This is a genomic window from Fuscovulum ytuae, from assembly GCF_029953595.1.
Taxonomy (GTDB): Bacteria; Pseudomonadota; Alphaproteobacteria; order Rhodobacterales; family Rhodobacteraceae; genus Paragemmobacter; species Paragemmobacter ytuae.
In genome coordinates, this window is the sequence record NZ_CP124535.1 from 829,109 (window position 1) to 855,661 (window position 26,553).

Genomic DNA, 26,553 nt, shown 5'->3' on the forward strand with positions numbered 1-26,553 from the left:
TTGCCCATCTTAAGCCTTGGGCTTCACCACTTTCTCGGCCAGATCCTTGGCAATCGCGAAGGCCCCCTTGATCCGGTCGCCTTCCGTCTTCCACTCGCGCAAGAGAACGATCTTGTTGCCCTGCACCCGTGCCGCCGGATCGGCCTTGATGAAATCCACCAGCCCCGCCGGATTGGCAAATTTGTCGTTGTGGAACTGCACCGTGGCCCCTTTCGGCCCGGCATCCAGACGGCTGATCCCGGCGCGTTTGCACATCGACTTGATCCGCATGATCAAAAGAAGCGTGTTCACCTCTTTCGGCAGGGGACCGAAACGGTCGATCATTTCGGCAGCGAAGCCCTCCAGCTCTACCTTCGTTGTCAGGCTGGTCAGGCGGCGGTAAAGCCCAAGTCGGATGTCGAGGTCGGGAACATATTCCTCGGGGATCAGGACCGGGACGCCAAGGTTGATCTGTGGTGCCCATTGATCATCCAGCGCGGCAGGGCCTGCGAGTTCGCCGGATTTCAGCTTGGCAATCGTTTCCTCCAGCATCTGCTGGTAAAGCTCATACCCAACTTCCTTGATATGGCCTGACTGTTCTTCGCCCAAAAGGTTCCCGGCCCCGCGCAGATCAAGGTCATGGGAGGCCAGGTTGAACCCTGCGCCAAGGCTGTCGAGGGACCCAAGCAGCCGCAGCCGCTTCATCGCCTGTGGGGTCAGCGGCGCGCGGGGGCGTGTTGTCAGGAAGCAATAGGCGCGCGTCTTGGCGCGGCCCACGCGGCCGCGGATCTGATACAACTGGCTTAAGCCGAACATATCGGCCCGGTGGATGATCATCGTATTGGCGGTGGGAATGTCGAGGCCGGATTCCACAATGGTCGTCGACAAGAGCACGTCATATTTGCCGTCGTAGAATTCGTTCATCCGTTCGTCCAGATCGCCCGCCGCAAGCTGGCCATGGGCGATGATGTAACTTGCCTCAGGCACGTGGGTTTTCAGGAAATCCTCAATCTCCGGCAGGTCGGCGATGCGGGGGACGACGATAAAGCTTTGCCCGCCGCGATAGCGTTCGCGCAAAAGCGCCTCGCGCAGGGTCACGGGGTCGAATTCCGAAACATAGGTGCGGATCGCCAGACGGTCGACCGGGGGGGTGGCGATGATCGACAAGTCCCGCACCCCCGTGAGCGAAAGTTGCAGCGTGCGCGGGATCGGCGTCGCGGTCAGGGTCAGGACGTGGATTTCCGACCGCATCTCTTTCAGCCGTTCCTTATGGGCGACGCCAAAATGCTGTTCTTCGTCGATGATCAGAAGGCCAAGGGATTTGAACCGGATATCCTTGGCCAAAAGGGCATGCGTTCCCACGCAGATATCGACGGTGCCATTGGCCAGCCCTTCGCGCGTGGCCTTGGCCTCTTTGGCGGAAACGAAGCGCGACAGGGGTTTCACATTGATCGGGAATCCCCGGAAGCGTTCGGCAAAGCTGCGGTAATGCTGACGCGCCAGCAGCGTGGTGGGGCAGACCACGGCCACCTGCATGCCCGCCAGCGCTGCCACGAAGGCCGCACGCATGGCGACCTCGGTCTTGCCGAAGCCTACATCGCCTACGACAAGACGGTCCATCGGGCGGCCCGATTCCAGATCGGCCACCACATCGGCGATGGCGGCCAGCTGGTCATCGGTTTCCTGCCACGGGAAGCGGGCGGCAAAGGCCTCCCACAGGGAATGCGGGGCCTCAAGGATCGGCGCGTGGCGCAGGGCGCGTTCGGCGGCGATGCGCATCAGGCGATCCGCAATCTCGCGGATACGTTCCTTGAGCTTGGCCTTCTTGGCCTGCCATGCGCCGCCGCCAAGGCGATCAAGCAAGCCTTCCTCATGGCCATAGCGCGACAGGAGTTCGATATTTTCAACGGGCAGATATAGCTTTGCCCCTTCGGCATATTCCAACGCCACGCAGGCATGGGGTGCGCCAAGCGCGGTGATCGTCTCGATCCCCAGATAGCGGCCCACGCCATGTTCCACATGGACGACCAGATCGCCGGGGGTCAGGCTGTCCACCTCGCGCAGGAAGTTTTCAGCCTTGCGCCTGCGCTTGGGCTTGGCCACCAGACGGTCGCCCAGCACATCCTGTTCTGAAATCACGGCAAGGCCGGGGGCAGTAAAGCCCGCCTCCAGCGCCCAGACCATCAGGAAAAGACCGCCCTTGCCTTCGGGCACCTCGCGCAGGTCGCGGATACGCCGCGCCCCCGCCACGCCCTGATCGGAAAGAAGCCCTTCCAATCGCTCCCGCGCCCCTTCGGACCATGAGGCGATGATGACCTGCCGATCTTGCAGCAATTCCTTAAGATGCGCCGCCAAAGCCCCGAAAAGGCTTATGCTTTCCTGCTGACGTTCTGGCACGAAATTGCGCCCCAGACGCCCGCCCGCATCCAGAACGCCCGGCCCCGGCGACTGCGGATTGGGCGAAAGCTGGATCACCCGATGCGGGGCTGTGGCTGCCTGCCATGCCGCATCGTCCAGATACAAAAGCCCCGGCGCGCAAGGCTTATAGACGCTGTCCAGCCGCCCCTTGGCCCCCATCGCCTCGCGCCGGGCGTCATATTGGTCTTCGATCCCTTCCCACCGGGCAAGCCGGGCGGGGGTGATCTGGTCATCCAGCATGACCGTGGCCCCCGGCAGATAATCGAAGATCGTCTCCAGCCGATCATGGAAGAAGGGCAGCCAATGCTCCATTCCCTGATGCTTGCGACCGGCGCTCACAGCCTCGTAAAGCGGGTCATCCGACCCGCCTGCCCCGAATTCCAGCCGGTAATTCTGCCGGAATCGGGTGATCGCCGCCTCGTCCAGAATGACCTCGGACATTGGCGCAAGGTCGAAGGCGGACAGCTTTTCGGTTGTGCGCTGGGTTTCCGGGTCAAAGCGGCGCGCGCCGTCCAGAACATCGCCAAAGAAATCCAGCCGGATCGGCGTCCGGCTGCCCGGCGGCCAAAGATCCACGATCCCGCCCCGGATGGCGTAATCCCCCGGTTCGGCCACGGTAGAGGTCGGCGAAAACCCCATCCGGGCGAGAAAGAGCTTCAGTCGCCCCTCATCCACCCGATCCCCCACCCGCGCCGAAAAGGCCGAAGCGCGGATCAGATCCCGCGCAGGCAGGCGCTGTGTTGCAGCGTTCAGCGTGGCCAAAAGGACGAAGGGCCCCTTTATGCCTTCGGCCAACGCGGCCAGCGTCGCCATGCGGCGGGCCGACAAGCCAGGATTGGGCGAGACGCGGTCATAAGGCAGACAATCCCAAGCCGGAAAATCGAAGACCACCGCGTCGGGTGCCATGACGGCAAGGGCCGCTGCCATCGCCTCGGCCCGTTTGTCGTCGCGCGCGATGTGCAGAATGGGCGCGCCCTTCTCCAACTCGCGGGCGAGGAGGCGAGCATCATATCCTTCGGGCGCGCCGCCAAGGAGGATGGGGGTCGGTGTCAGCATGCCGCGTGACTTAACCGCAAGGGCGGCGGCGTCAACGCCTTTTGCAGGATCAGCCAAAGACGCCCAGCGTCAGGTTCTGATACATGCCGAACATACTGGTGAAAAACAGCGAAAACATCCCGATCACCTGCACCAAGACGCGATGCCGGCGCAATCGGGACATCAGGCGCAGCCCCTCCAGCCCGTCTGTTTCAATGATGCGACAGACGCGGAGTGTCATCAGGCTGACGATCTGCAACGGAATGAACAGGCACAGCACGGCCTGCGCGAATTCCATCTGGTAAAAGACCGCCAGCGTCACCAGACCGGCATTGACGAAACAGGCAAAGGTCACAAGGAAAATCCCCCCCTGCCGCGCAATGAACAGGATGCGGCGGGTGTAGATCTGGGCCAAAGCCTCGGCATCGGCCAAGGCCGTGCCACCTTCGCGTTCGGCGCGGCGGATCAGATCATGCGGAACCCCGACGACAAAATGGCTGACGGTAGACCACATCACGGCCAGACCAATCCAGAACCACAGGTTCGAGAAGGACCGCATATCGATCACTTCGAAGATCGTCCTGTACCAATCCACCCGTAACGTCCCCGTGCCGTCCAGCCCCAAGCGCCCATTTCCGACTTTCAGACGGCTTGAGGCGCGCCCCTTTCTCTGGCAGGCAAGGGGCGGGGGTGCAAGCCCCCCGATCAACATCCTGCGACCGCTGTGTCGCGCCCTTTGCGGCCGCTCATGCCGCACCGAATGCCGGAGAAGCCGATGCGCCCGATCTCTGCCCCCGTGCCTGCCACCCGTTTCCGCAGGCTGCGCCGGACCCCTGCCCTGCGGGCGCTGTCACAGGAAACGCTGTTGGCTGTGGGCGATCTGATCTGGCCCGTCTTCGTGCGCGATGGTGAAGGCATGCGGGAACCCATCGCCTCTATGCCGGGTTTGGAACGGCTGAGCGTCGACCTGATTGTCGAAGCCGCCGAAATGGCGGCGGGCCTTGGCATCCCGGCAATCTGCCTGTTTCCCTATACCGATCCCGCCCTCAAGACCGAAGCCTGCGAAGAGGCGTGGAATCCCGACAATCTGGCCAACCGCGCCATCCGCGCCATCAAGGCGGCGGTGCCCGAGATTGCGGTGATGACAGATGTGGCGCTTGATCCCTATAACGCCAATGGCCATGACGGTCTGGTCAAGGATGGTGTCATCCTGAACGATGAAACGATCGAGGCCTTGGTCCGCATGGCTTTGGTGCAGGCAGAGTGCGGGGCAGATATCCTTGGCCCTTCGGACATGATGGATGGCCGGATCGGCGCAATGCGCGCGGCGCTGGAAGCGGCGGGTCATAAGGATGTGGCGATCCTCTCCTATGCGGCGAAATATGCCTCCGCCTTTTACGGCCCGTTCCGCGATGCGGTGGGGGCGTCCGGCGCATTGAAGGGCGACAAGAAGACCTACCAGATGAACCCCGCCAATAGCGATGAGGCGCTGCGTCTGATCGAACGCGACCTGCGCGAAGGGGCCGATATGGTGATGATCAAACCGGGGATGCCCTATCTCGACATCTGCCGCCGGGTAAAGGACGCCTTTGGCGCACCGACCTATGCCTATCAGGTTTCGGGCGAATATGCGATGATCAAGGGCGCGGCGGAGCGTGGCTGGATCGACGGCGAAAAGGCCATGATGGAAAGCCTGATGGGCTTCAAACGGGCAGGCTGCGACGGCATCTTGACCTATTTCGCCCCAGAGGCTGCCCGCAAACTCCGGTCTGGCTGGACCTGGGGCTGATCCCCCAACGCCTTGATCCGCTTTTTGTCGAAAACTATCCTCGGGGAATGAGGCGCGGCACGTGCTGCGGGGGCCAGGCTGTCCCCCCTGCCCAGCACCCTTGCCCAGCCCGCCAGAAGCGCCGCGCCGCAGGAAAGGACAGCACGGCCCCGGCAAGCCTTTGCCATCTTTGCCGCAAGGGCATGACAGCCCCTGCCAAAACCGGTATCCTTTTCCCCGAGCGGGATCACATCAGAATCCCGCCAGAGGCAAGAAAGGGCGGTATCATGGAACGATTGACAAGACGGGCTGTTCTCGCCGGGGCCGGGGCAAGCGTCCTTTTGACGGCGGCCTGCGGAAATGGCGTCGGATCGAACGGAGCGCAGCAGATCGATGCGCGGGTCGAGGCGACAAAAAGCTTTCTCTTTCAACGCTATCCCGGCACGCGCGACCTTGCCTCGCGGGCCACGGGCGTTCTTTATATGCCGCTGATCACCGAGGCAGGATTCTTCGTTGGCGGCGCCTATGGCCGCGGTGCCTTGCAGATCCGCGATGTGACGGTGGATTACTACTCCTCCACCAAGGCGAGCTATGGGCTCCAGATCGGGGCGCAGCAATATGCTCATGCCCTGTTCTTCATGACGGATGGGGCCTTGGCCGAATTCCGCGCCTCATCCGGTTGGGCGGCCAGTGCCGACCTGAAATATGCCACGCCCGAACAGGGGGCGAGCATCGGCAAACAGACGACCGAGATCGATCCCGTGGTCGCGCTGGTCTTTGGCCAGCAGGGCCTGATCGCCGGGGCAACGCTGGCAGGCGTGAAATACACGCGGATCATCCCGTGATCCCCGCGTAGGATGGGCAATTCTGCCCATCCTACCTACCCCACCTCCCCTGCCCGCATTGCCCTTTGGCCGTTGATCGACTAGGAAGCCATGCGTTTCCCGTCCCAAAGCACAGGGCCAGAATGTTCACCGTCTTCCGCTGGATGTTGCGCCTGCTCACGGGGCTGATCGCGCTGACGCTTCTCGCCCTTGTCATCCTTTACTATTTCCTGTCGCGCTCCATTCCCGATTACAGCGAAGCCTTTGACATCGGCGGCATCTCCGCCCCGGTCGAGATCGTGCGCAACAATGACAATGTGCCGCATATTTTCGGGGCAACCGATCAGGATGTCTTTTTCGCGCTTGGCTTTGCCCATGCGCAGGATCGGCTTTGGCAAATGACCATGTTGCGTCGCACGGCGCAGGGGCGGCTTTCAGAAGTCTTTGGCGAACGCACGCTGAAGATCGACGAACTTCTGCGCCGCTATGACCTCTACACCCTCGCCCTGCAATCGGCCGAGGTGCAGGACGACGCCACCACACAGGCGCTCGAGGCCTATGCCCGTGGCGTAAACGCCTGGATCGCACAGGTGAACAAGGATGCGCGCGGACGCGGCGCGCCGGAGTTCTTTCTTTTCTCAAACGAAATCGCAGCCTGGCAACCGGCGGATTCCATCGCCATCCTGAAACTGATGGCGCTGCAACTTTCCGGCCAGATCGAGACAGAGGTGTTGCGCGCGCGCGTCTCGCTCGTGCTGCCCGAGACGCGGCTTAGGGACATTCTGCCCGATGTTCCGGGTCAGGGCATCATGGCGCTTCCCGATTATGCGAGCATCGTGCCGGGCGCCCCAGGGGGGATGGCCCCGTTGCAGCATGCCTCGACCGATCCGCTCTCGCCCTTTCCGTCGCGGGAATTGGCGGGGGCGTCGAATTCATGGGCGGCGGCCCCGTCACGGTCGGCGGCGGGCGGCACGCTTTTGGCCAATGACCCGCATCTGGGGTTCACCGCGCCCACCGTCTGGTATCTGGCACGGCTGGAGCTTTCGACCGGCGGCGTCATCGGCGGAACGATCCCCGGCATTCCCGCCGTCCTGCTGGGCCGGTCCGAAAATCTGGGATGGGGCCTCACCTCCAGCTACCTTGATGACCAAGACCTCTTTATCGAAGAGGTGAACCCCGAAAACCCCGAACAATACCGCACGCCCGACGGGTGGAAGGATTTCATCACCCGCCGCTCTATCATCACGGTCAAGGACGCGGCCCCCGTCACCATCACCCTGCGCTGGACGGATAACGGCCCCGTCCTGCCGGGCAGCCATTACGATCTCGCCTCCGTCACACCGCCGGGGCATGTGGTGTCTTTGGCATGGACAGCTCTGACCGGCGCCGACACCTCGATGACGGCAGCCATTCGCACCATGCAAGCCGGCAGCGTGACCGAGGCGATGGAGGCGGGCCGCCTCTTCGTGGCCCCGGCGCAAAACGTGATGCTGGCCGATCAGCGCGGCATCGCGCTGCAACTCGTGGGGGCCATGCCCGCGCGCGACCCGGCGCATCAAAGCCAAGGGCGCATGCCCTCACCCGGCTGGATCGCCACGAACCGCTGGCAAGGTATCCTGCCCTATGAAAAGAACCCGCGTGAGGCGAACCCGATCTCGGGCCTTCTGGGCAATACCAATAACAAAACGGTGGACCGCCCCTTTCCCGAACATGTCAGCTTTGATTGGGGCGACACGCAACGCATTCAGCGCTGGCTGACCCTGATGAAAGCGCGCGAGGTGCATACCCGCGAGAGTTTCATCGAAGCGCAGCTGGATACGGTCAGTTTCACGGCGCGGTCCCTGCTGCCCCTGATCGGGGCGGATCTTTGGTTCACGGGCGAGGCCGCGCCCGAAGGCACCCCCGAACGCCTGCGCCAGCGCGCGCTGGAAATCCTGGCCGCCTGGAATGGCGAGATGAGCGAGCATCTGCCAGAACCACTCATCTATCAGGCTTGGGTGCGTGCCCTGCAAGAGCGGCTGATCCGCGACGAGATGGGGCCTTTGGCCGATGCCTTCAGCCATATTCAACCCGTGTTTCTGGAACGGGTCTTCCGCAATGTGGATGGGGCAGGCGTCTGGTGCGACGTGGTGCAATCGGCGGCGGTGGAAAGCTGCACGGACCTTGCCCGCATCGCGCTGGACGAAGCTTTGCTGGGGCTGGTGGAAACCTATGGGCCAAACCCTGAAAGCTGGCGCTGGGGCGACGCGCATCAGGCCACGCATGACCATCCGGTGCTGGGGAATATCCCTTTGCTGCGCTATTTCGTGAATATTCGCCAATCGACAAGCGGCGATGACCATACGCTTCTGCGCGGCAAGACCAAGGGCGAAGGCCCCGACCCTTTCCTGAACGTGCATGGCGCGGGCTATCGTGGGGTCTATGATTTCGCGGACCCGGATTCTTCGGTCTTCATCAGTTCCACCGGGCAATCGGGCCACCCGCTCAGCCGATTTTACGACGATCTGGGGGAATTGTGGCGTCGGGGCGAATATGTGCCCATGTCGCTTGACCCCGCTTTGGCGCGGGCGGCGGCGGTGGGCGTGACGGTGCTGACGCCTGCGGACTAAGGCGCCAAGCTGCGACAAGGTCGCCCGCCGCCCGCATCTACGACCCTGCAACCCTTGACCTTTGCGGCACGCGCAACATCATTGCGCAATAAAATTACGCGACGGCAGGGATCAGGGAATAAAGATGACCAGCGCATTCGACCCATGGTTGGGTCGGGTCGAAGAGGCCCATGACAGGATCAGCGCCCGTCAGGCGCGGCAGATGGCAGCCACGCTGGGGGTTGAAATCGCGGCTGTCGATGGCGCGATGCTGCCGCCCCTCTGGCATTGGATGGGCTGGACGCCCGAGGCCCCGATGGCCGAGCTTGGCCCCGATGGGCATCCCGCGCGCGGGGGTTTTCTGCCGCCTGTGCCACTGGAACGGCGGATGTGGGCAGGGGGGCGGCTGCGGTTCCACGCGCCTCTCACAATCGGGGAAGAAATGTTCCGCCGTTCGGAAATCACGAAAGTTTCGGAAAAGACGGGATCTACGGGGCACATGGTTTTTGTCACCGTGCGGCATGATGTGCATGGCGCGGCGGGTTTGGCCATCGAGGAAGAACAAGACATCGTCTTCATCGCCATGCCCGACCGTTTCACCCCGCCGCCCCCGGTAACTGCCCCCGAACCCGATTGGCGCAAGGATGTGGCGGTGGATGAGGTGCGGCTTTTCCGCTTCTCGGCCCTGACCTTCAACGCGCATCGAATCCATTTCGATCTGCCTTACGCGACAGGGGTCGAGAAATACCCCGGTCTGGTGGTGCATGGCCCCTTGCAGGCCATGTTGCTGATGGAGGCAGGGCGTGCGCGGCGCAACGGGGCTGTGCCGCAGGGCTATAGGTTCAGGGGCGTGCGCCCTGCCTTTCATTTCGACAGGCTCTCTTTGCAGGGCCTTGGCGATGGGCTGGCAACAGTGAACGGGGATGGGCTGGTCTGCATGCAGGCCGAATTGGCTTGGGAGGGCTAAGCGATGGCAGGCGTGCTGGCGGGAATGCGGGTGATAGAGGGATCGGCCTTCGTGGCGGTGCCCTTGGCGGGGATGACGCTGGCGCAGATGGGGGCGGATGTGATCCGCTTTGACCGCCCGCAAGGGGGATTGGACGCCCATCGCTGGCCCGTGACGCGGGATGGCACCAGCCTCTTTTGGGCGGGGCTGAACAAGGGCAAGCGGTCGCTTGCCGTAGATATGACCCAGCCCGCGGGGCAAGAGATCATCACCGATCTCATCTGCGCCCCGGGGCCGGATGCAGGGATGTTCCTCACGAACCTGCGGGTGCGCGGCTGGATGGATTACCCCGCGCTTCAGGCACGGCGCGAAGATCTGATCATGGTCAGCCTGACAGGCACAAGGCGGGGGGAGCCTGCGGTCGATTACACAGTGAACCCGTCGCTGGGCTTTCCCATGGCCACGGGGGCAGAAGGGTCGACCGAACCTGTGGCCCATGTCCTGCCGGCATGGGATTGCATCGCGGGGGGCATGGTGGTGAACGCCCTGCTGGCCGCCGAACGCCACCGGCTGCGCACTGGTCGCGGGCAATTGGCGGAACTGGCGCTCAAGGATGTGGCCTCGGCCATGCTCGCCAATCTGGGGATCGTGGGCGAGGTTCTGGCGAATGGCGTGGATCGCCCCAAGGCCGGGAACAGCCTTTACGGCGCCTATGGGCAGGATTTTGTGCTGGCCTGCGGGCGCCGGGTGATGGTGATCGGCCTGACCGATCGGCAATGGCGCGGGTTGGTCAAGCTGCTGGGTCTGGATCAGCAGGTCGCCCATCTGGGCCAACGCATGGCGCTGGACCTGTCCAAGGAAGGCGACCGCTGGCTGGCCCGAAAGGAAATCACCGCGCTCTTTGCCCCTTGGTTCGCGGCGCGGCGGCTGGATGAGGTGGGGCCGCTTTTCGATGCGGCGGGCCTGACATGGTCGATCTTCCGCAGCTTTGCCGAAGCCGTGCATCAGGACCCTGACCTTTCGCCCGACAATCCCATGGTGTCGATGATCCACCAGCCCGGCGTGGGGATGCTGCCCGTGCCGGGATCGCCCATCAGCTTTTCCGATCTGGAACGGATGGGCCCAGCCCCGGCCCCGGTCCTTGGTGAACATACGGAAGAGATTTTGGGCGATGTCCTTGGCCTTGGGTCCGGCCAAATCGGCAAGCTGATGGATACAGGCGTGGTGTCGCAGGGGATCGTGCCAAAGCGCGCGGCCTGATCCCCTGCGCGCGCCTTAAGCCAGCGCCTTGGCCACCATATCGGCCATGGGCGTGGTCGGTCGCCCGATCAGGCGCGAAAGGGTGCGGCTGTCATCGTAAAGCGCGCCCTGCCCGGCCTGCACATCGCTATCGGCCAGAACATGCGCAAAGCCTTCGGGAAGGCCAAAGCTTTGCAGGATGCCCGCATAGGCCGCAGACGGTAAATCGTTATAGGGGATCGCCTTGCCCGTCTGGCGCGTGACCTCTGCCGCGAGGTCGGCATAGCTATAGGCCCCATCCCCTGCCAGTTCATAAACCTTCCCGTGATGCCCGTCCCCTGCGGCTGTCACAGCGATGGCCTCGGCATAATCGGCGCGTGCGGCAGCCGAGAAACGGCCCTCTCCCGCCGCCCCGATCAAGGCACCCGCCGCGATGGCTCCGCCAAGGCTGGCGGTGTGGTTTTCGATATACCAGCCGTTGCGCAACAGGGTGAAGGGAAGGCCCGAGGCGCGGATCGCCTCTTCCGTCGCCTTATGATCGGCGGCCAGCAGCATGGGCGAGGTGTCGGCCTTCAGAAGCGAGGTATACAGGATGCGCCCAACGCCCGCCGCCCGCGCGGCATCAATCACATTGCGATGCTGACCCGTCCGGTCGTCGAAATCGTTGGATGAGATCAGGACAAGCGTCGTCACCCCCGTCAGAGCCGGGACAAGTGTGGCGGCGTTCTTGTAATCGAAGGCGCGGGCTTCGACGCCAAGATCGGCGGCTTTGGCCGGATCGCGCACCAGCGCAACGGGGGCATGGCCGCGCGCCTTCAGCGCGGCAATGGCAAGGTGGCCCAATTGGCCAGTGGCTCCGGTCAGGGCGAGGGTCATGGCGATCTCCATTCCATATTGCGATGGAAGGGAGATGCCGTCTTTACTTACGAAAAGGAAGTACTTACAATTTGGTTAGTATACCGCATTCCTGCACAGCCCATCTGTCCCGAATAGGCCCCTTGGCATGAAAGACTATCCCGCCCCACAGCCCGGCATGGAACCGAATGTGTTGCACCCGCTCTGCCCCTCGCGGCAGGTGCTGGGCTTGCTCACCAGCCGCTGGGGCGCACTGGTCCTTGTGGCGCTGGCCGGGCGTACCTTGCGCTTTTCGCAACTGCGCCGTGAATTGGGCGATGTGAGCGAGCGGATGCTGTCCCAAACCCTGCAAGCGCTTGAGGCACATGGCATGGTGCGGCGCGTGGCGCATGAGGTGGTACCCCCGCATGTGGACTATTCCCTAACCGAGATCGGCGAAGAGGCGGCGGGTCTGGTGCGGGGCCTTGCGCGCTGGGTTGAGGGGCGGTTGCCCGATATTCTGGCAGGCCGGGCATCGGGCTGCTGATCGCGGACCGGGGGCCAGCCCCCGGACCCCCGGAGTATTTCGGGCCAAGATGAAGCAGAAACGGATGACCGTTTGGGATCAGCCCAGATCGCGGTAGCGCTTTTCCTGCCGTGCGGTCCAACGGACTGTGACGGCGAAACCCGTCTCTGTGGGGGTTTCCGAAAGCACCACCCCTTCCGCATGCAGCCAAGCCCGGCGGCGGCCATCGGTGAAAGGCACGGCCAGCAGTCGTTCGGTCTTTTCTTCGTCAAAGGCAGCCGAGATCGCGTCCAACAGCCGGGACACACCTTCGCCGGTCAGGGCCGAGACAGGAAAGACGCCCTCGCGCGTTTCGGCCTGCACCGTCAGCGCCTCGCGCTGGCTGGCATCGACGAGGTCAAGCTTGTTCCAGATCTCGAATTGCGGGGTGGTGGGGCCGACACCAAGGGATTGCAAAATCTCGGCCACATCAGCGGCCTGTTCATTGGTTTCGGGATGCGCGATGTCGCGCACATGCAAGATGAGGTCTGCTTCCAGCACCTCTTCCAGCGTGGCGCGAAAGGCGGCAACCAGCTGCGTGGGCAGGTCGGAGATGAATCCCACCGTATCGGACAGGATGATCTTGCGCCCCGATGGCAGGGTGATGCCGCGCATCGTCGGGTCCAGCGTGGCAAAGAGCATGTCCTTGGCCAGAACCTCGGCCCCCGTGGCGCGGTTGAACAGCGTGCTCTTGCCGGCATTGGTATAGCCCACCAGCGCCACGATGGGGAACGGCACCTTGCGCCGCGCCGCACGGTGCAATTCCCGCGTCTTCACCACCTTGTCGAGCTGCCGCTTTAACCGGATCACCTGATCGTCGATCGCGCGGCGGTCACTTTCGATCTGCGTCTCGCCGGGGCCGCCAACGAAACCGAAGCCGCCCCTTTGCCGTTCAAGGTGCGTCCAAGCCCGAACAAGGCGGGATCGCTGATAGGACAGCGCCGCAAGCTCCACCTGCAAGACACCTTCGCGGGTGCGCGCCCGGTCGGCAAAAATCTCAAGGATCAGTGAGGTGCGGTCGAGGAGTTTCAGCCCCCATTCCTTTTCCAGATTGCGCTGCTGGATTGGGGAAACGGGGCCATCGACAAGGACAAGCTCAACCTGCAATTCGGCAAATTTCGCCTTCAGTTCCGCAACCTTCCCCGACCCGAACAACATGCCGGGATGGACGCGCGGCAGGCGCACCACCTCAGCCCCCAGCACCTCCAGATCGGGGAGCGCGGCAGCAAGGCTCACCGCCTCGGCCAGCCCATGTTCGGGAAGCCGGCGGCGTCCCTCGTGCCGGATATCAGGATGCAGAACATAGGCGCGGGTCGAGGGAACGGCGGTGGAACGGTCGCGCGACTCCCGCCCCTTCAAAAGGGGCAGATCGGCATCCTCCTCCTCATCCGGCTGATCGGAAATCAGTCTTCGCCTTCATAGAGGTTGATCGGAGCGCCCGGCATGATGGTGGAAATCGCATGCTTGTAAACAAGCTGCGACTGGCCATCCCGGCGCAAAAGCACGCAGAAATTATCAAACCAGGTGATCACACCCTGCAATTTCACCCCATTGATCAGAAAAATCGTGACGGGAACCTTTGCCTTCCGCACGTGATTGAGAAAAGCGTCCTGCAAATTCTGTTTATCGCCGGCCATTTTTTGTCTTTGCCTTTGTTATGGTCTTGTATGCGCAGCCGGATTTCCCGCTCCCTCGATACGGGTCATGGTCCGGTCTGGAAAGTATGTAACGGGATGCAGACAGTTTCCAGCCAAAAAACAGTGTTCCAGACATGTGTTACCGCCCTGTCACGCCGCCTTTCCCACGGGGTCAGCGGCGCCATCCATCGGGGGTCAAAAGAACAAGAATCGCCAGAAGTTCCAACCGCCCCACGACCATGGTCAGCGCGATAATGCCTTTCGCCGCCATCGACAAAGGGGCAAGCGCGATGGGGGCCGCCCCTGCCACCTCGGTCAGCGGGCCTGTCGTGGTCAGGGCGCCCAGCGTCAGGATCAGCGCGGGTTCGAAATCAATCCCCGCCAAAGCAAGGGCCGCTACGGCGACGGCAATCGAAAGCGCAAACAGCATGAAGAAGATCCATGCCAGATAGGCCCCTTCCCGACGCAGACGGCGCGCGGTCTGGCCCGCGCCGCCCACGGAATTGGGATGGATCAGCTTTTCCAACTCGCGTTGGCCATGTCGAAACAGGGCGTAGACGCGCAACAGCTTTACCCCGCCCGCCGTGGTGGCAATGCCGCCACCAAAGATGGCAAGCCCGGCAAGGATAAGGCCCGGCGTTTCAAGCCCCGACCAGTTCTGCGCCGCCGTCCAATCGGCCGAGGTGAAGCCCGTCGTCGTCAGGAAAGACAGCGTGGTAAAGACCGCCCCCCACAAGGCATGCAGCGCAGAGATCAACGTGCCCTCATCCACCCCCCCTTCTGTCGCCGCAAGCCAATGGCGCAGGAACAGAAGGAGCGGCACGACAAACAACAGGACCAAGGCCAGCCGCAGTTCAGGATCGCGCGGCAGGGTTCCGTCGCTGCCCTGCACCAGTGACCCGGGCCAGAGGCGCCGCGTGATCCCGGCAAAAAGCACCAGAAAGATCGCAAACTCGCCCCAGAAATTGTGCCCCGATGCCGCCAGCCCATCGCCGGGGCTGATGCCCGATGTCGAAACGGTGGACATCGCATGGATCAGGGCCGGGAAATTCGGCTCGCCCGCCATCAGAAGTGCCACCCAAAGCGCGATGGTCACCCCGGCATAGACCGGCAGGATCACCGCCGCCTGTTGCGCCACGCGCCGCGCGGGATCGGCTGTTGCCGTGATCTGCGAAAGACCCTCGGCCCCCCGCCCCGGCACGCGGCCCGACAACACCTCGATCCCGCCCAAGGTCATGGGGGCAAGGATGGCCACGGCGGCGACAAGGATGAAGAACCCCCCCATCCACCCCACCTGCGCCCGCCATAGATGGAGGGACGCAGGCAGTCGCGCGGGTTCGTAAATCGTCATGCCCGTGGTGGTGAAAGAGGACACCATCTCGAACCAGGCATTCACAAGGCTGGTGTCAGGAATGGCCTGCACGAAGGGAATGGCCATCATCACGGGCAGCACCGCGTAGGCGGCGACAAGGGCCACCAGATTGGCCCGCGCCGGGTTCCTTGCGCGGCGGTTGACGGTCGCCAGACCGATCATCGCCGTCAGAATGAACAGGATGATTGCAGCGTAAAAGAAGGCCCGCCCTGTGGGATGGTCGCGCAGGATGACGGCATGGGCGGCGGGCAGCAGCATCGACAGGGCCGTAATCCCCATCAAGAGGACCAGCAGCGGCAGTTCCCAAAGCCGCCGCAGCATCAGAAGAAATCGATCGAGACCTGCAAGAGGCGTTCAACCTCGCGCACGTCCTTGGCCATGGCGAAGAGGGCGATGATGTCGCCCGATTCGATGCGGGTATCCCCCGTCGGCTTCACCACCTTGTCGCCCTTCATCAAGGCGCCGACCAAAACGCCTTCGGGAAATTCGATCTCGCGGATCAAGCGGCCAGCGAGGGGAGAGGTGGACAGCACCTGCGCCTCGATCATCTCGGCCTCGGCATCGCCCAGCGAATAGATGGCGCGCACCTTGCCGTGCCGGATATGGCGCAAGATCGACGACACGGTGGTCGCACGCGGGTTGATATAGGCATCAATGTCCAAAGGCCCCATCAGGGGTGCAAGCGTGGGGTCGTTCACCAAGGCGATCGACATGGGGCAACCCGCCTGTTTCGCGCGCACCGCGACCAGAAGGTTCGTCTTGTCGTCATCGGTGACGGCCAAAACTGCATCGGCGCGGTCAATCGCGGCCTCAAGAAGGATATCCATATCCATCCCGTCGCCATTCAGAACGATGGTCCGTTCAAGGCTATCGGCGGCACGTTCTGCGCGGGCGCGGTTCTTTTCGATGATCTTGGCACGGATGCGGTCAGTGCGGGTTTCCAAAGCGCGCGCCACGCCAAGGCCCACATTGCCGCCACCGATGATGACCACACGTTCCTGCTTTTTCGTTTGCTTTCCAAAGATTTCCAGCGTGCGGTTCACATCTTCGGAATGGGTGAAGACATAAATCTGATCCTGCGCGAAAAGCTGATCGCCCGGTTCCGGGGCGAACAGCCGCCCTTCGCGCCGCACCCCCACCACGATAGCGCGCAGGGTGGAAAACAACTCGTTCAACTGCCGAAGCGGCGTGTCAAGGACGGGGCAATCCTCATCCAGTTGGATACCCAAAAGCTGGGCCCGACCCAGCATGAAGCTTTCGGTGTCAAAGGTCGCAGGCGCGGCAAGGCGTTGCAGCGCGGCCTCTGCCACCTCGCGTTCGGGGCTGATCACCACGTCGATGGGCAGGTGATCGCGGCGGTAAAGATCGGAATAGATCGCATCCAGATAAGATTGCGCCCGCAGCCGCGCGATCTTGCGCGGGATCGAAAAAATGGCATGGGCAACCTCGCAGGCCACCATGTTCACCTCATCGGAATGGGTGGCGGCGATGATCATGTCGGCATCCCGCGCGCCCGCCTTTTCCAAGACGTCGGGATAGGAGGCAAAGCCCACAACCCCCTGCACATCCAGCGTATCGGTGGCACGACGCACAAGATCGGCGTTCATGTCGACAAGGGTCACGTCATTGCGTTCCCCCGACAGCTGGCGGGCAATCTGCCAACCCACCTGCCCTGCCCCGCAGATGATCACCTTCATGCCTGCCTCCGGTTCATCGCCCGCCTTGATTGGCAGATGGGGGGCGGGTGGTCAATGGCGGGGGCAGAGGCCGGGCTGATCACACCTCCTCGCCCTCATCCTCGTCCATATCCTCATCCAGACGGGCCATGCGCCCCCCGGCCTTTGACGTGGTCACGACGCCCAGCGATTTCAGCTTGCGATGCAGCGCACTGCGTTCCATGCCCACAAAGCTTGCCGTGCGGCTGATATTGCCGCCAAAACGGTTGATCTGGGTCAGCAGATATTCCCGTTCAAACACCTCGCGCGCCTCGCGCAAGGGCAGCGTGGCCATGGCCCCGCCAAGAACCAGACGCCCCGTATCGCCTTCGGGCGCATCCTGCCCGGGCAATTCGCGCGGGTCGATCGGCCCCGTGCCATCGCCAAGGATGAGAACGCGTTCGATCACATTGCGCAACTGCCGCACATTTCCGGGCCATGCCATGGTTTGCAAAAGGGCCTCTGCCTCACCCGACAGGGACCGCAGCGGCAAACCTTGCGACCGGTGGAACATATCAATGAAATGTCGCGTCAGATCGGGGATATCCTCGCGCCGTTCCTCAAGGCTGGGCACCGTGATCGGCACAACATTCAGCCGATCATATAGTTCTTGCCGGAAACGGCCCGCCGCAATCTCGGCCCGCAGATCGCGGGTGGTGGAAGAGACGACCCTCAGATCGACGCGCACCTTGTCGGTTCCCCCCGCGCGGGTGAATTGCTGTTCCACCAGCACGCGCAGGATCTTGGACTGGGTGCCAAGCGGCATGTCGGCCACTTCGTCAAAGTAGACGACCCCGCCATGGGCCTGTTCCAAAAGGCCCTTTTCCACCCCGCGTTCCGACGTTTCGCGCCCGAACAGCACCTCTTCCATCCGTTCCGGTTCGATGGTGGCAGAGGACACCGAAACAAAAGGCGCGCTGGCGCGGTTGGAATGGGCGTGGATAAAACGCGCGGCCATTTCCTTACCCGAACCGGCGGGCCCCGTCAGCATCACGCGCCCGTTCGACTTCGTCACCTTTTCAAGCTGCGATTTCAAAGCCTTGAAGGCCGGACTTGACCCCAACATCTCGGCCGAGGTCACATCCTTGCGGCGCAATTCGCTGTTTTCCCGCCGCAGGCGTGAGGTTTCCATGGCCCGGCTGACCACCACCATCAACTGATCGATGTTGAAGGGCTTTTCGATGAAGTCATATGCGCCTTGCTTGATCGCGGCGACAGCGATCTCGATATTCCCGTGGCCCGAGATGATGACCACGGGCACATCCGGGTTGTCCCGCTTGACGGTTTTCAGAATGTCGATCCCGTCCATCCGGCTATCCTTCAGCCAGATATCAAGGATCATCAGCGCGGGCGGCTCGCTGTTGATCTCGGCCATGCAATCATCGGAATTTCCTGCCAGACGAACGGTAAAGCCCTCGTCCTTCAGGATATCGGCGATCAGTTCGCGGATGTCTTTTTCATCATCGACAATAAGGATGCTGCTCATGCTCTATCCCCCCTGTGCGGCCAGTGCCGCGGGTTTACGGGTACGTACTTTCGGGGCGCGCGGCAGACGGATTTCCGCCATCGCCCCGGGTCTTTCGTTGCCTTCGAATATAGGCGCATCAAGGAGCGCAAGCGTGCCGCCATGTTCCTCGATGATCTTCTTGACGATGGGCAGACCAAGGCCCGTGCCCTTTTCGCGGGTCGTCACATAAGGTTCGAACAGTCGCGCGCGGTCGGGCGGCAGGCCGATGCCATTGTCCATGATGCGGATGATGGCGGCATCGGGTTCGACGGTGAAGGAGATGCGTATCTCTGGCCGATGCCCGGCAGGCGCACCCTTTTCATGAAAGGATTCAATCGCTTCGCCAGCGTTCTTGATTAGGTTTGTCAAGGCCTGCGAAATCATGGTGGCGTCAAGGTCCAACATGACAGGCTCATTCGGAAAGGCTGTGACAAAGGTCACGCCCGGCTGCCCGCTTTCCTGCAACAGCGCGGCGTCGCGCACCAGCGCGGTCAGATCATTCTCGCGTCGGTCGGGTTCGGGCATGCGGGCGAACTTGGAAAATTCATCCACGATACGGCGCAGGTCGTTGGTCTGGCGTACAATCACATCGGTATATTGGTCCAGATCGTCGGGTTCCGTGACCTGCGGGCGGAACTTGCGCTTGATGCGTTCGGCAGACAGCGCGATGGGCGTCAGCGGGTTCTTGATCTCATGCGCGATGCGGCGCGCCACATCGCCCCAAGCGGCCATCCGCTGGGCACTGACCAGATCGGTCACATCGTCAAAGGCCACCACATAGCCTTCCAGCCCGCCTTCTTCATTCCGCCGTTCCGACATGCGCACCAAAAGGCTTTCCAGCTTGCCCTTGCGGGTCAGCCGCACCTCTTCCTGCGCGGCAGGGCCGCCGCTTTCCAACAGGCGTTCAAAAAGCGGCCCAAACTCCGGCACCGCCACCGCAAGCGGCATGTCCGCCCCCGCCCCCATATCGAGTAAGCGTTCCGCCGCACGGTTGGCAAAATCGATCCGCCCGTCCGAATTCAGGCCGATCACCCCTGCGGTGACATTGGACAAGACGGAATCAAACAGCCGCCGCCGCGCCTCGGTCTGGCTGTGGGATGTCACCAAAGCCTCGCGCTGCCCTTTCAGCTGCCGCGTCATGCGGTTGAAGGAACGTCCCAAGGAAGCGATTTCGTCATCCCCGTCTTCTTCGCGGACCTGAACATCAAGATTGCCTTCGCCCACCTGTTCCGCCGCCTCGGCCAGACGGCCCACCGGGCGCGCAAGCCGCTCGGCAAACCACAGGCCCAACCAGACGGCAGCAAGGATCAGGATCAGCGCAAAGCCAAGGTAAAGAAGCCCGAATTCGAACAAAAGCCGCCCGCGTTCGGATTCCAGCTGGTGATAAAGTGCCACGGTTTCCCGCGTGCCATCCAGCAGCGACAGGATCGACCCATCCACCGTGCGCGACACGTAAAGATAGCGGTCCGCAAAGGCATCCAAATGGACCAGCGCGCGAAACTCGTTATTGCCCCAATCCTGAATAAGAACCGTTTCCCCGGCCCTTGCGCGTTCCAGATCCTCAGGCGAGGGCGGTTCGAAATCGAAAAGGTAGGACCGTTCCCCCCGCGTCATCAACTCGCCCGCGCCGTCCACCAGATAGGCCTCTTTCAGCCCCCGCTGGATCGTCGCCTGCGCTTGCGTCAGCACCGGGCGCATCTGCGTATCTTGGACGAAGAAATTCGACTGTTTGAACAGGTTGATCTCGCGCGCCAAGGACTCGGCATCTGTGATCAGGTCTTGCCGATGTTCCTGCTCATAAGCCTCGGCCGCCGATAGCGATGACCCGACGACCGATCTGACCCGATCCGAAAACCACCCTTCAAGGCCGAAATTCACCGTGATGACGGCAAAGACCGCAACAAGCACGGTAGGGATCAGGGCCACCACGGCAAAGACCACGGTCAACCGCATATGCAGCCGCGACCCGGCCGATTTGCTGCGCCTGTCGGCCACCATACGGGCGACACGGGCAAGGACCAGCGTCGCTACAACAAGGATATAGACAAGGTCCGCCAGCAGGATCAGCCGCAGCGCAGGCGAATTGCCGCCCTGCGACAGGGGGCCAAGGGCAAGGAAGGTCGCCACGGCCAACAGGGGGCCCAGAAAGACAAGACCGAAGGTCATGGCGTTCTGCACCTGCCGCTGTCGCCGCAGGCGGGTGAATCGCGCCCATGTGTTGCTGCCGACGCTGCGATGCACGCCGAATGACCCCTTCATCCCGAGGGGACATTTCCCCCGCTATCCACATCTTGTGGCTTCCCACGCGTTGCGGCACGGGAAACACGCTTGATGTTGCGGTTTTACATCAGCTTGCGGCGGCGTGTCACGCGGATATCGAGATCGGTGATCTTCTTGCGCAAAGTATTGCGATTGATGCCCAGAAGGTCGGCGCATTTCGCTTGATTGCCCGCCGTCGCATCCAGCGCGATCTCGATCAGCGGCATCTCCACCTCGCGCAGGATGCGCTGATAGACACCTGCCGGGGGCAATTGCCCGCCATGCAGATCGAAATACCGCTTCAGATGCCGCGCGACGGATGCCGACAGCTTCTCGCCCTCGCCCCCACCTTTCAGGGGTTCCATCGTTGGCTGATTGCCCAGCACAGCATCCACCTCGGCCTTGGTGATCTCTGTCTCCGAGGAGGTGACCATCAACCGCCGCAGCGTGTTTTCCAATTGCCGCACATTGCCCGGCCAGGAATAGGCGCGGATCAGGTCGCGCGCATCATTGGACAGACGCCGCAGGCTGCCATAATCGCGTTCCCCCCGCGCAAGGAAATGTTCGGCCAAAAGCGGGATGTCATCCACCCGTTCCCGCAGGGCGGGCACATGCAGCGTCACGCCCGACAGGCGATAGAACAGGTCTTGCCGGAACTGCCCGCCTTCCATCCGCGCCGAAAGATCGCTTTGCGAGGTGGCCATGATGCGGGGTGCATTATCCCCCGCAAGGTCCAGCATCCGAACGATCCGCGCCTGCATGTCGTCGTCGTAATCGGCGATCTCGTCAAAGACCAGACTGCCGCCCCGCGCCCGCGCCATCAGCGCCGAAGGACCATCCATCCCCGCCAGATCAGACGCCTGCGCCACCACGAAAGGTTGCGACCGACGGTCCGAAAAATCATGGATGGCCTTGGCGATCAGGCTTTTCCCGGTGCCCGATTCCCCGGTGACCAGAACGGCAAGGTCGGTATTCATCACCCGCGCCACAAGACGATACAGCGCCTGCATCGCCGCCGTCCGCCCCACCAGCGGCAGGTCATCCCCCGCCTCGCGCGGCTGAACGGCACGCGCGGGGGCGCGCCGCTTCTGTTCCAGCGCGCGGGCCGACCGCTTCATCAGATCGGGCAGGTCAAAGGGTTTGGGAAGGTAGTCAAAAGCCTCTGCCTCGGCGGCCTGAATGGCCGTCATGATCGTGTTCTGGGCGGAAATCACGATGACGGGCAGACCGGGCCGCATCTTGGAAATGCGCGGCAGCGCATCCAGCCCGTTACCATCGGGCATGATGACATCCGAAATGACCAGATCGCCCTTCCCCTCTTCAACCCAGCGCATCAACGTCATCAGGGACGAGGTCGCATGAACCTTGCAGCCCGCCCGCGTCAGGGCCTGCGTCAGAACAGTGCGGATCGTACGGTCGTCATCGGCAACGAGGACGGTCCCATCCATCAGGCTTTCTCCTTCTTGTCCTTCGGCACCATGGGAAGGGACACGCGGAACACGGTGCGGCCCGGCACCGAGTCTACGGAAATCCATCCCTCATGGTCGGAAATGATTTTTGAAACGAGCGCGAGCCCCAGCCCCGTGCCGTTTTCACGGCCCGACACGAAGGGTTCGAAAATATCGGCAGCAATCTCCGGCGGAATGCCGGGGCCGTCATCGATGATCTCGATCTGCAAAGGCAGCGCGGCGGGGCGGCCATCCTTGCCCCGGATACGCAGTGACAGATCGTAAAAGGTATGCAGGCGGATCGTCGTCCCTTCACCCGCCCTTTGGCAGGCTTCGGCCGCGTTCTTGATCAGGTTCAGGAAAACCTGCATCAGCTGATCGGGATCGGCATAGGTCGGCGGCAGCGACGGGTCGTAATCTTCCACGATCTGCATATGGGCGGCAAAGCCCACCATGGCCGATTTCCGCGCCCGATCCAGCGCATCATGGATGTTCACGGCCCGACGGTCCGGCGGACGCAGATTTCCGAACTGCTCCACCTGTTCCAGCAATTTCACGATGCGCCGCGTTTCCTCGACGATCAGATCGGCCAATTCCCGATCCTCGGGCGGCAGGTTCATCCCGATCAGCTGCGCGGCGCCCGAAATCCCCGCCAAAGGGTTCTTGATTTCATGGGCCAGCATCTCGGCCATGCCGATGGCCGATTTGGCCGCCGATTTCACCTGCATCGCGCGACCCAGCCGGTCGGCCACATCGCGTGGCGAGATGATCAGAAGGATCACCTCGGCATTGTCATGCATCGGCGCGACTTGGATATTGCACTGGATCGGCGCGCGCTCGCCCGTCGTCACATCCACATCATTGATGAACAAGGGCGACTGGTTCACCCGCGCCCGCGCCAAGGCCTCATCCATCGGGGCATCAATCGACAGGCGATCAAAGGCAGGCTGCCCCATCAGGGATTTAGAAGAAACATTCAGAAAAATCTCGCCCGCCGGATTGACCTCGGCGATCCGGTTGTCGGGGCCGATCAGCAGCGCAGGCAGCGGCAGCGAGGCCCAGACGACACCCGGCACCGGGTATGGCGTGCGGTATGGCGTCATGCGGCCACCCGTCTTCGTCCACTATCGGCAAAGGCCGACCGGATCAGCCGCAGCACCTGCGCCGGATCATCCGCCGTCAGGATGGCATGGCGCGGGGCATCGCCCTCAACACCATCCAGATACCATCCCAGATGCTTGCGCGCGCAGCGCAGGCCAAGCGACGGGCCATAGAATGACAGCATGGCCTCATAATGTTCGGCCACCAGATCGGCCAGCGCCGCTCCTTCGGGGATCACCGGCGCAGGCGTGCCATAAAGCGCATGCGCAATCTCGGCCAACCGCCACGGCGCACCCTGCGCACCGCGCCCCACCATCACACCATCGGCGCCAGAAAGGGTCAGCGCCTGCCGCGCCGTCGCCCCATCCACGATATCGCCATTGGCAATGACCGGGATCGACACCGCCTCTTTCACCCGCGCAATGGCGGCCCAATCGGCGGCCCCCTTATAGAACTGGCACCGCGTGCGACCATGGATCACGATCATCCGCACGCCCGCGCCTTCCGCCCGCCGGGCAAGCTCTGGCGCGTTCAGCAGCCGTTCATCCCAGCCCAGCCGGGTTTTCAGCGTCACAGGCAGGGTCACCGCCTTCACCACGCTTTCGATCAACTCCAGCGCAAGGTCCAGATCACGCAGCAGCGCCGATCCACAAAGGCCCGTCGTCACCCGTTTCGATGGGCACCCCATGTTGATGTCGATGATGCGAGCCCCATTCGCCTCCATCAGCCGTGCCGCCTCGCCCATCCAATAGGGGTCACGCCCGGCAAGCTGCACAGAGGTTGCCTGCTCCTCCAACCCCAACTCGGCCCGCGCCCGTGCTTCGGGCTGGGCCTGCACCACCTCTTGGCTGGCCACCATCTCAGAAACCACCAGCCCCGCCCCGAACCGCGCGACCAGACGGCGATAAGGCAGATCGGTGATGCCCGCCAAAGGTGCAAGAAGCACGGGCGGCGCGATTGTCTGGGGTCCGAGGCAGAGGGCCAATTGCCTGTTCCTTGTGCAGATAGGTTGGTGTTAGGGGTCGAATGGCGGCAAAGCCAAGCGCGTTAAGCGCCGTTATGTCTGAAAAACTGGCGTTGCACAATTTTTAGGCATGTTTGCCCGAAGGCGCGCCAGATTGTCAGGCGGCGCGGTGTGGCCTAGGAAGGACCAAAGCGCAAGCCGCGCGTGGAGAGGAGTCGCACAAACCATGGGAACGGCAGCCGTCATCGTCGCCGCAGGGCGTGGCAGCCGCGCCGGGGGCGATGTGCCCAAGCAATGGCAGATGCTGGCCGGGCGGCCCGTTCTGGCCCATACGATTGACGCATTCCGGGGCAAGGTGGACCGCATCACTGTCACCATCCATCCCGATGACCGCGCACAGGCCGAGGCCGTGGCGCAGGGCTGTGATCTGGTTGAAGGCGGCCCGTCCCGCGATTCATCCGTCCGCAACGCGCTCTTGTCGCTTGATGGCGCGGGCATCCAGCGCGTGCTGATCCATGATGGCGCGCGGCCTTTGGTGTCCGCCGCCGTCATCGCACGCGTTCTGGCCGCGCTTGACACCCATCCCGGCGCGGCCCCCGCCCTGCCCGTGACCGATGCGCTTTGGCGCGGGGCAGACGGCCTTGTGGCAGGCACGCAAGACCGCGCCGGGCTTTGGCGCGCACAGACACCGCAAGGCTTTCGCTTCGACGCGATTCTTGCCGCGCATCGCAGCCATGTGGGATTGGCAGCGGATGATGTCGAGGTGGCGCGTGCCGCAGGGCTTGACGTCGCCATCGTCGAGGGCGAGGAAACCAATCTGAAACTGACCTTTCCCGGCGATTTCGCGCGGGCCGAGGCGATCCTGAAAGGGCGAAGGATGGATGTGCGCTTGGGCAATGGCTATGACGTGCACGCCTTCACGGAAGGCGATCATGTCTGGCTGTGCGGCGTGAAGGTGCCGCATCACCGCGCGCTTCTGGGCCATTCCGATGCGGATGTGGGGATGCATGCCCTGACGGACGCGATCTATGGCGCGCTGGCCATGGGCGATATCGGGCGGCATTTCCCGCCGTCCGACCCGCAATGGAAAGGGGCAGCGAGCGATATCTTCCTCCGCCACGCGGCCGACCTGATGCGCGCACAGGGCTATGAGCTTGGCAACTGCGACGTGACGCTTGTCTGTGAACGCCCCAAGATCGGCCCCCACGCCGCTTCCATGCAGGCGACGCTGGCCGGGATCATGGGCGTGGATGCAGACCGGGTCAGCGTGAAGGCCACCACCTCTGAACGCCTTGGCTTCACCGGGCGGGAAGAGGGCATTGCCGCGCTGGCCACCGCCTGTCTGGTGAAGGCATGAGATGGGTTGCCACGGTCTTCGGCCTGGGCCTGATGCGCCCCGCGCCGGGAACTTGGGGGTCGGCGGCCGCACTGGCCCTTGGGCTGGTGATCGACCGATACACAGGCTTTCCGGGGCTGGCCTTGGCCACGGCTGCGGTGCTGGTGGCAGGCTTTGCCGCCTGCAAGGCGGTCTGCGGGCCGGGGGAAGACCCGTCTGAAGTGGTGATCGACGAAGTGGCGGGACAGTGGATCGCCCTCCTCTTCCCGTCCTTCGCCTTTTGGATGCGCGATTTTGACGGCTGGATGCCCTATCCCGGTTGGGTCGCAGCCTTCCTTCTGTTCCGGCTTTTCGACATCTGGAAACCTTGGCTCGTCGGTCGCGCCGATGCGCGGGGCGATGCGGCGGGCGTGATGCTGGATGACATCTGGGCCGGGATCTTTGCCGGGATCGGCGTGGTCATCGCGGCGGGCATCGCCCATGGGTTTCTGATGGGGTGACAGGCATGGCGACAGCGGCAGAGGTCTTGCAAGCGGCCCGCTATTGGGGGGTAAAGATCGCCACCGCCGAAAGTTGCACGGGCGGGCTGATCGCAGGCGCCCTGACCGATGTGGCCGGATCGTCGGATGTCTTTGACCGGGGCTTCGTCACCTATTCCAACGCGGCAAAGGTCGAGGTGCTGGGTGTCCGGCAAGAGACGCTGGAAGCTGTGGGCGCCGTGTCCGAAGAGGTCGCACGCCAAATGGCAGAGGGCGCGCTTGCCGCCTCAACTGCCACGCTGGCGGTTTCCGTGACCGGCATCGCAGGCCCCGGCGGATCAGAGTTCAAGCCAGAGGGGCGCGTCTGTTTCGGGCTGGCGCAGGCGGGCAAGGCCACACTGGTCGAGACGGTCGATTTCGGCCCCTTGGGCCGCGCCGAGGTCCGCCGCGCCACGGTGGACCATGCGCTGGTGTTGATGGCGCGGGCCTTGACCTGACACCGCGCGCCCAGGCGCATCCCCCGGGGCCCTGCCCCGGAC

The 26,553-nt window shown here is 63.1% G+C and carries 21 protein-coding genes; 9 read left to right on the forward strand and 12 right to left on the reverse strand.

What is annotated here, in order from left to right:
- Positions 1–9: 9 nt before the first annotated feature.
- Positions 10–3,453, reverse strand: a complete 3,444-nt coding sequence (gene mfd / locus QF092_RS04105; protein WP_281467883.1) for a transcription-repair coupling factor — start codon at positions 3,451–3,453, stop codon at positions 10–12.
- A 49-nt stretch (positions 3,454–3,502) separates the two neighbouring features.
- Positions 3,503–4,057 (reverse strand): component of SufBCD complex, encoded by a 555-nt coding sequence (locus QF092_RS04110; protein ID WP_337250652.1) that lies wholly within the window; start codon positions 4,055–4,057, stop codon positions 3,503–3,505.
- A 150-nt stretch (positions 4,058–4,207) separates the two neighbouring features.
- Between QF092_RS04110 and hemB the strand changes: the two genes are divergently transcribed.
- The 5 genes from hemB to QF092_RS04135 all read left to right on the forward strand — a co-directional run bounded on the left by hemB (position 4,208) and on the right by QF092_RS04135 (position 10,818).
- Positions 4,208–5,221 carry a porphobilinogen synthase gene (gene hemB / locus QF092_RS04115; protein WP_281469758.1) on the forward strand — a complete coding sequence of 338 codons (1,014 nt, stop codon included), beginning with the start codon at positions 4,208–4,210 and terminating at the stop codon, positions 5,219–5,221.
- Positions 5,222–5,487: 266 nt separating this feature from the next.
- The gene (locus QF092_RS04120; protein ID WP_281467884.1) at positions 5,488–6,045 is read left to right on the forward strand and encodes a lipid-binding SYLF domain-containing protein; all 558 of its coding nucleotides are present in this window, start codon (positions 5,488–5,490) and stop codon (positions 6,043–6,045) included.
- Positions 6,046–6,167: 122 nt separating this feature from the next.
- Positions 6,168–8,633 carry a penicillin acylase family protein gene (locus QF092_RS04125; RefSeq protein ID WP_281467887.1) on the forward strand — a complete coding sequence of 822 codons (2,466 nt, stop codon included), beginning with the start codon at positions 6,168–6,170 and terminating at the stop codon, positions 8,631–8,633.
- A 124-nt stretch (positions 8,634–8,757) separates the two neighbouring features.
- The gene (locus tag QF092_RS04130) at positions 8,758–9,579 is read left to right on the forward strand and encodes an HTD2 family dehydratase (protein ID WP_281467888.1); all 822 of its coding nucleotides are present in this window, start codon (positions 8,758–8,760) and stop codon (positions 9,577–9,579) included.
- A gap of 3 nt (positions 9,580–9,582) precedes the next feature.
- A complete protein-coding gene (locus tag QF092_RS04135) occupies positions 9,583–10,818 on the forward strand; it encodes a CoA transferase (RefSeq protein WP_281467890.1) in 1,236 nt (411 codons plus the stop codon).
- 15 nt (positions 10,819–10,833) lie between these two features.
- On the opposite strand, the gene QF092_RS04140 is transcribed toward QF092_RS04135, so the two are convergent.
- Positions 10,834–11,673 (reverse strand): NAD(P)H-binding protein, encoded by an 840-nt coding sequence (locus tag QF092_RS04140; protein WP_281467892.1) that lies wholly within the window; start codon positions 11,671–11,673, stop codon positions 10,834–10,836.
- 127 nt (positions 11,674–11,800) lie between these two features.
- Between QF092_RS04140 and QF092_RS04145 the strand changes: the two genes are divergently transcribed.
- Complete coding sequence (locus QF092_RS04145) at positions 11,801–12,178, forward strand: winged helix-turn-helix transcriptional regulator (RefSeq protein WP_281467894.1); 378 nt, start codon at positions 11,801–11,803, stop codon at positions 12,176–12,178.
- Positions 12,179–12,256: 78 nt separating this feature from the next.
- On the opposite strand, the gene hflX is transcribed toward QF092_RS04145, so the two are convergent.
- From hflX to dusB, 9 genes are all read right to left on the reverse strand, one after another.
- Positions 12,257–13,555, reverse strand: coding sequence for a GTPase HflX (gene hflX, locus QF092_RS04150; RefSeq protein ID WP_281467896.1), 1,299 nt, complete (start codon positions 13,553–13,555; stop codon positions 12,257–12,259).
- A gap of 44 nt (positions 13,556–13,599) precedes the next feature.
- Complete coding sequence (gene hfq / locus QF092_RS04155) at positions 13,600–13,833, reverse strand: RNA chaperone Hfq (RefSeq protein ID WP_023664101.1); 234 nt, start codon at positions 13,831–13,833, stop codon at positions 13,600–13,602.
- A gap of 172 nt (positions 13,834–14,005) precedes the next feature.
- Complete coding sequence (locus QF092_RS04160; RefSeq protein WP_281467900.1) at positions 14,006–15,526, reverse strand: potassium transporter TrkG; 1,521 nt, start codon at positions 15,524–15,526, stop codon at positions 14,006–14,008.
- Positions 15,526–16,902 carry a Trk system potassium transporter TrkA gene (gene trkA / locus QF092_RS04165; protein WP_281467903.1) on the reverse strand — a complete coding sequence of 459 codons (1,377 nt, stop codon included), beginning with the start codon at positions 16,900–16,902 and terminating at the stop codon, positions 15,526–15,528. Before trkA ends, QF092_RS04160 begins: the two co-directional genes overlap by 1 nt.
- Positions 16,903–16,981: 79 nt before the next feature.
- On the reverse strand, positions 16,982–18,406 hold the full coding sequence (ntrX, locus tag QF092_RS04170; protein WP_281467905.1) for a nitrogen assimilation response regulator NtrX: 1,425 nt from the start codon (positions 18,404–18,406) through the stop codon (positions 16,982–16,984).
- A gap of 3 nt (positions 18,407–18,409) precedes the next feature.
- Positions 18,410–20,686, reverse strand: a complete 2,277-nt coding sequence (locus QF092_RS04175; RefSeq protein WP_420026495.1) for a sensor histidine kinase NtrY-like — start codon at positions 20,684–20,686, stop codon at positions 18,410–18,412.
- Between the two features lie 83 nt (positions 20,687–20,769).
- Positions 20,770–22,134 (reverse strand): response regulator, encoded by a 1,365-nt coding sequence (locus QF092_RS04180; RefSeq protein ID WP_281467908.1) that lies wholly within the window; start codon positions 22,132–22,134, stop codon positions 20,770–20,772.
- Positions 22,134–23,237, reverse strand: a complete 1,104-nt coding sequence (locus tag QF092_RS04185; RefSeq protein ID WP_281467910.1) for a two-component system sensor histidine kinase NtrB — start codon at positions 23,235–23,237, stop codon at positions 22,134–22,136. Before QF092_RS04185 ends, QF092_RS04180 begins: the two co-directional genes overlap by 1 nt.
- On the reverse strand, positions 23,234–24,220 hold the full coding sequence (dusB, locus tag QF092_RS04190) for a tRNA dihydrouridine synthase DusB (RefSeq protein WP_281467912.1): 987 nt from the start codon (positions 24,218–24,220) through the stop codon (positions 23,234–23,236). Before dusB ends, QF092_RS04185 begins: the two co-directional genes overlap by 4 nt.
- A 205-nt stretch (positions 24,221–24,425) precedes the next feature.
- Here dusB and QF092_RS04195 point away from each other — a divergent pair, with 205 nt between their 5' ends.
- Genes QF092_RS04195 through QF092_RS04205 form a run of 3 tightly spaced genes read left to right on the forward strand, consistent with a single transcriptional unit; the run spans position 24,426 to position 26,511 of the window.
- Positions 24,426–25,556 carry a bifunctional 2-C-methyl-D-erythritol 4-phosphate cytidylyltransferase/2-C-methyl-D-erythritol 2,4-cyclodiphosphate synthase gene (locus QF092_RS04195; RefSeq protein WP_281467914.1) on the forward strand — a complete coding sequence of 377 codons (1,131 nt, stop codon included), beginning with the start codon at positions 24,426–24,428 and terminating at the stop codon, positions 25,554–25,556.
- Entirely contained in the window at positions 25,553–26,035 is a 483-nt protein-coding gene (locus QF092_RS04200; protein WP_281467915.1) for a phosphatidylglycerophosphatase A family protein, read from the forward strand. Before QF092_RS04195 ends, QF092_RS04200 begins: the two co-directional genes overlap by 4 nt.
- 5 nt (positions 26,036–26,040) lie before the next feature.
- The gene (locus tag QF092_RS04205) at positions 26,041–26,511 is read left to right on the forward strand and encodes a CinA family protein (RefSeq protein ID WP_281467917.1); all 471 of its coding nucleotides are present in this window, start codon (positions 26,041–26,043) and stop codon (positions 26,509–26,511) included.
- Positions 26,512–26,553 lie beyond the last annotated feature (42 nt).

Bases quoted from the DNA above. Each gene is read 5' to 3' on its own strand.
- mfd (WP_281467883.1), bottom strand. From the start codon at position 3,453: ATGCTGACACCGACCCCCATCCTCCTTGGCGGCGCGCCCGAAGGATAT.
- hemB (WP_281469758.1), top strand. From the start codon at position 4,208: ATGCGCCCGATCTCTGCCCCCGTGCCTGCCACCCGTTTCCGCAGGCTG.
- QF092_RS04120 (WP_281467884.1), top strand. From the start codon at position 5,488: ATGGAACGATTGACAAGACGGGCTGTTCTCGCCGGGGCCGGGGCAAGC.
- QF092_RS04125 (WP_281467887.1), top strand. From the start codon at position 6,168: ATGTTCACCGTCTTCCGCTGGATGTTGCGCCTGCTCACGGGGCTGATC.
- QF092_RS04130 (WP_281467888.1), top strand. From the start codon at position 8,758: ATGACCAGCGCATTCGACCCATGGTTGGGTCGGGTCGAAGAGGCCCAT.
- QF092_RS04135 (WP_281467890.1), top strand. From the start codon at position 9,583: ATGGCAGGCGTGCTGGCGGGAATGCGGGTGATAGAGGGATCGGCCTTC.
- QF092_RS04140 (WP_281467892.1), bottom strand. From the start codon at position 11,673: ATGACCCTCGCCCTGACCGGAGCCACTGGCCAATTGGGCCACCTTGCC.
- QF092_RS04145 (WP_281467894.1), top strand. From the start codon at position 11,801: ATGAAAGACTATCCCGCCCCACAGCCCGGCATGGAACCGAATGTGTTG.
- hfq (WP_023664101.1), bottom strand. From the start codon at position 13,833: ATGGCCGGCGATAAACAGAATTTGCAGGACGCTTTTCTCAATCACGTG.
- QF092_RS04160 (WP_281467900.1), bottom strand. From the start codon at position 15,526: ATGCTGCGGCGGCTTTGGGAACTGCCGCTGCTGGTCCTCTTGATGGGG.
- trkA (WP_281467903.1), bottom strand. From the start codon at position 16,902: ATGAAGGTGATCATCTGCGGGGCAGGGCAGGTGGGTTGGCAGATTGCC.
- ntrX (WP_281467905.1), bottom strand. From the start codon at position 18,406: ATGAGCAGCATCCTTATTGTCGATGATGAAAAAGACATCCGCGAACTG.
- QF092_RS04175 (WP_420026495.1), bottom strand. From the start codon at position 20,686: ATGAAGGGGTCATTCGGCGTGCATCGCAGCGTCGGCAGCAACACATGG.
- QF092_RS04180 (WP_281467908.1), bottom strand. From the start codon at position 22,134: ATGGATGGGACCGTCCTCGTTGCCGATGACGACCGTACGATCCGCACT.
- QF092_RS04185 (WP_281467910.1), bottom strand. From the start codon at position 23,237: ATGACGCCATACCGCACGCCATACCCGGTGCCGGGTGTCGTCTGGGCC.
- QF092_RS04195 (WP_281467914.1), top strand. From the start codon at position 24,426: ATGGGAACGGCAGCCGTCATCGTCGCCGCAGGGCGTGGCAGCCGCGCC.
- QF092_RS04200 (WP_281467915.1), top strand. From the start codon at position 25,553: ATGAGATGGGTTGCCACGGTCTTCGGCCTGGGCCTGATGCGCCCCGCG.
- QF092_RS04205 (WP_281467917.1), top strand. From the start codon at position 26,041: ATGGCGACAGCGGCAGAGGTCTTGCAAGCGGCCCGCTATTGGGGGGTA.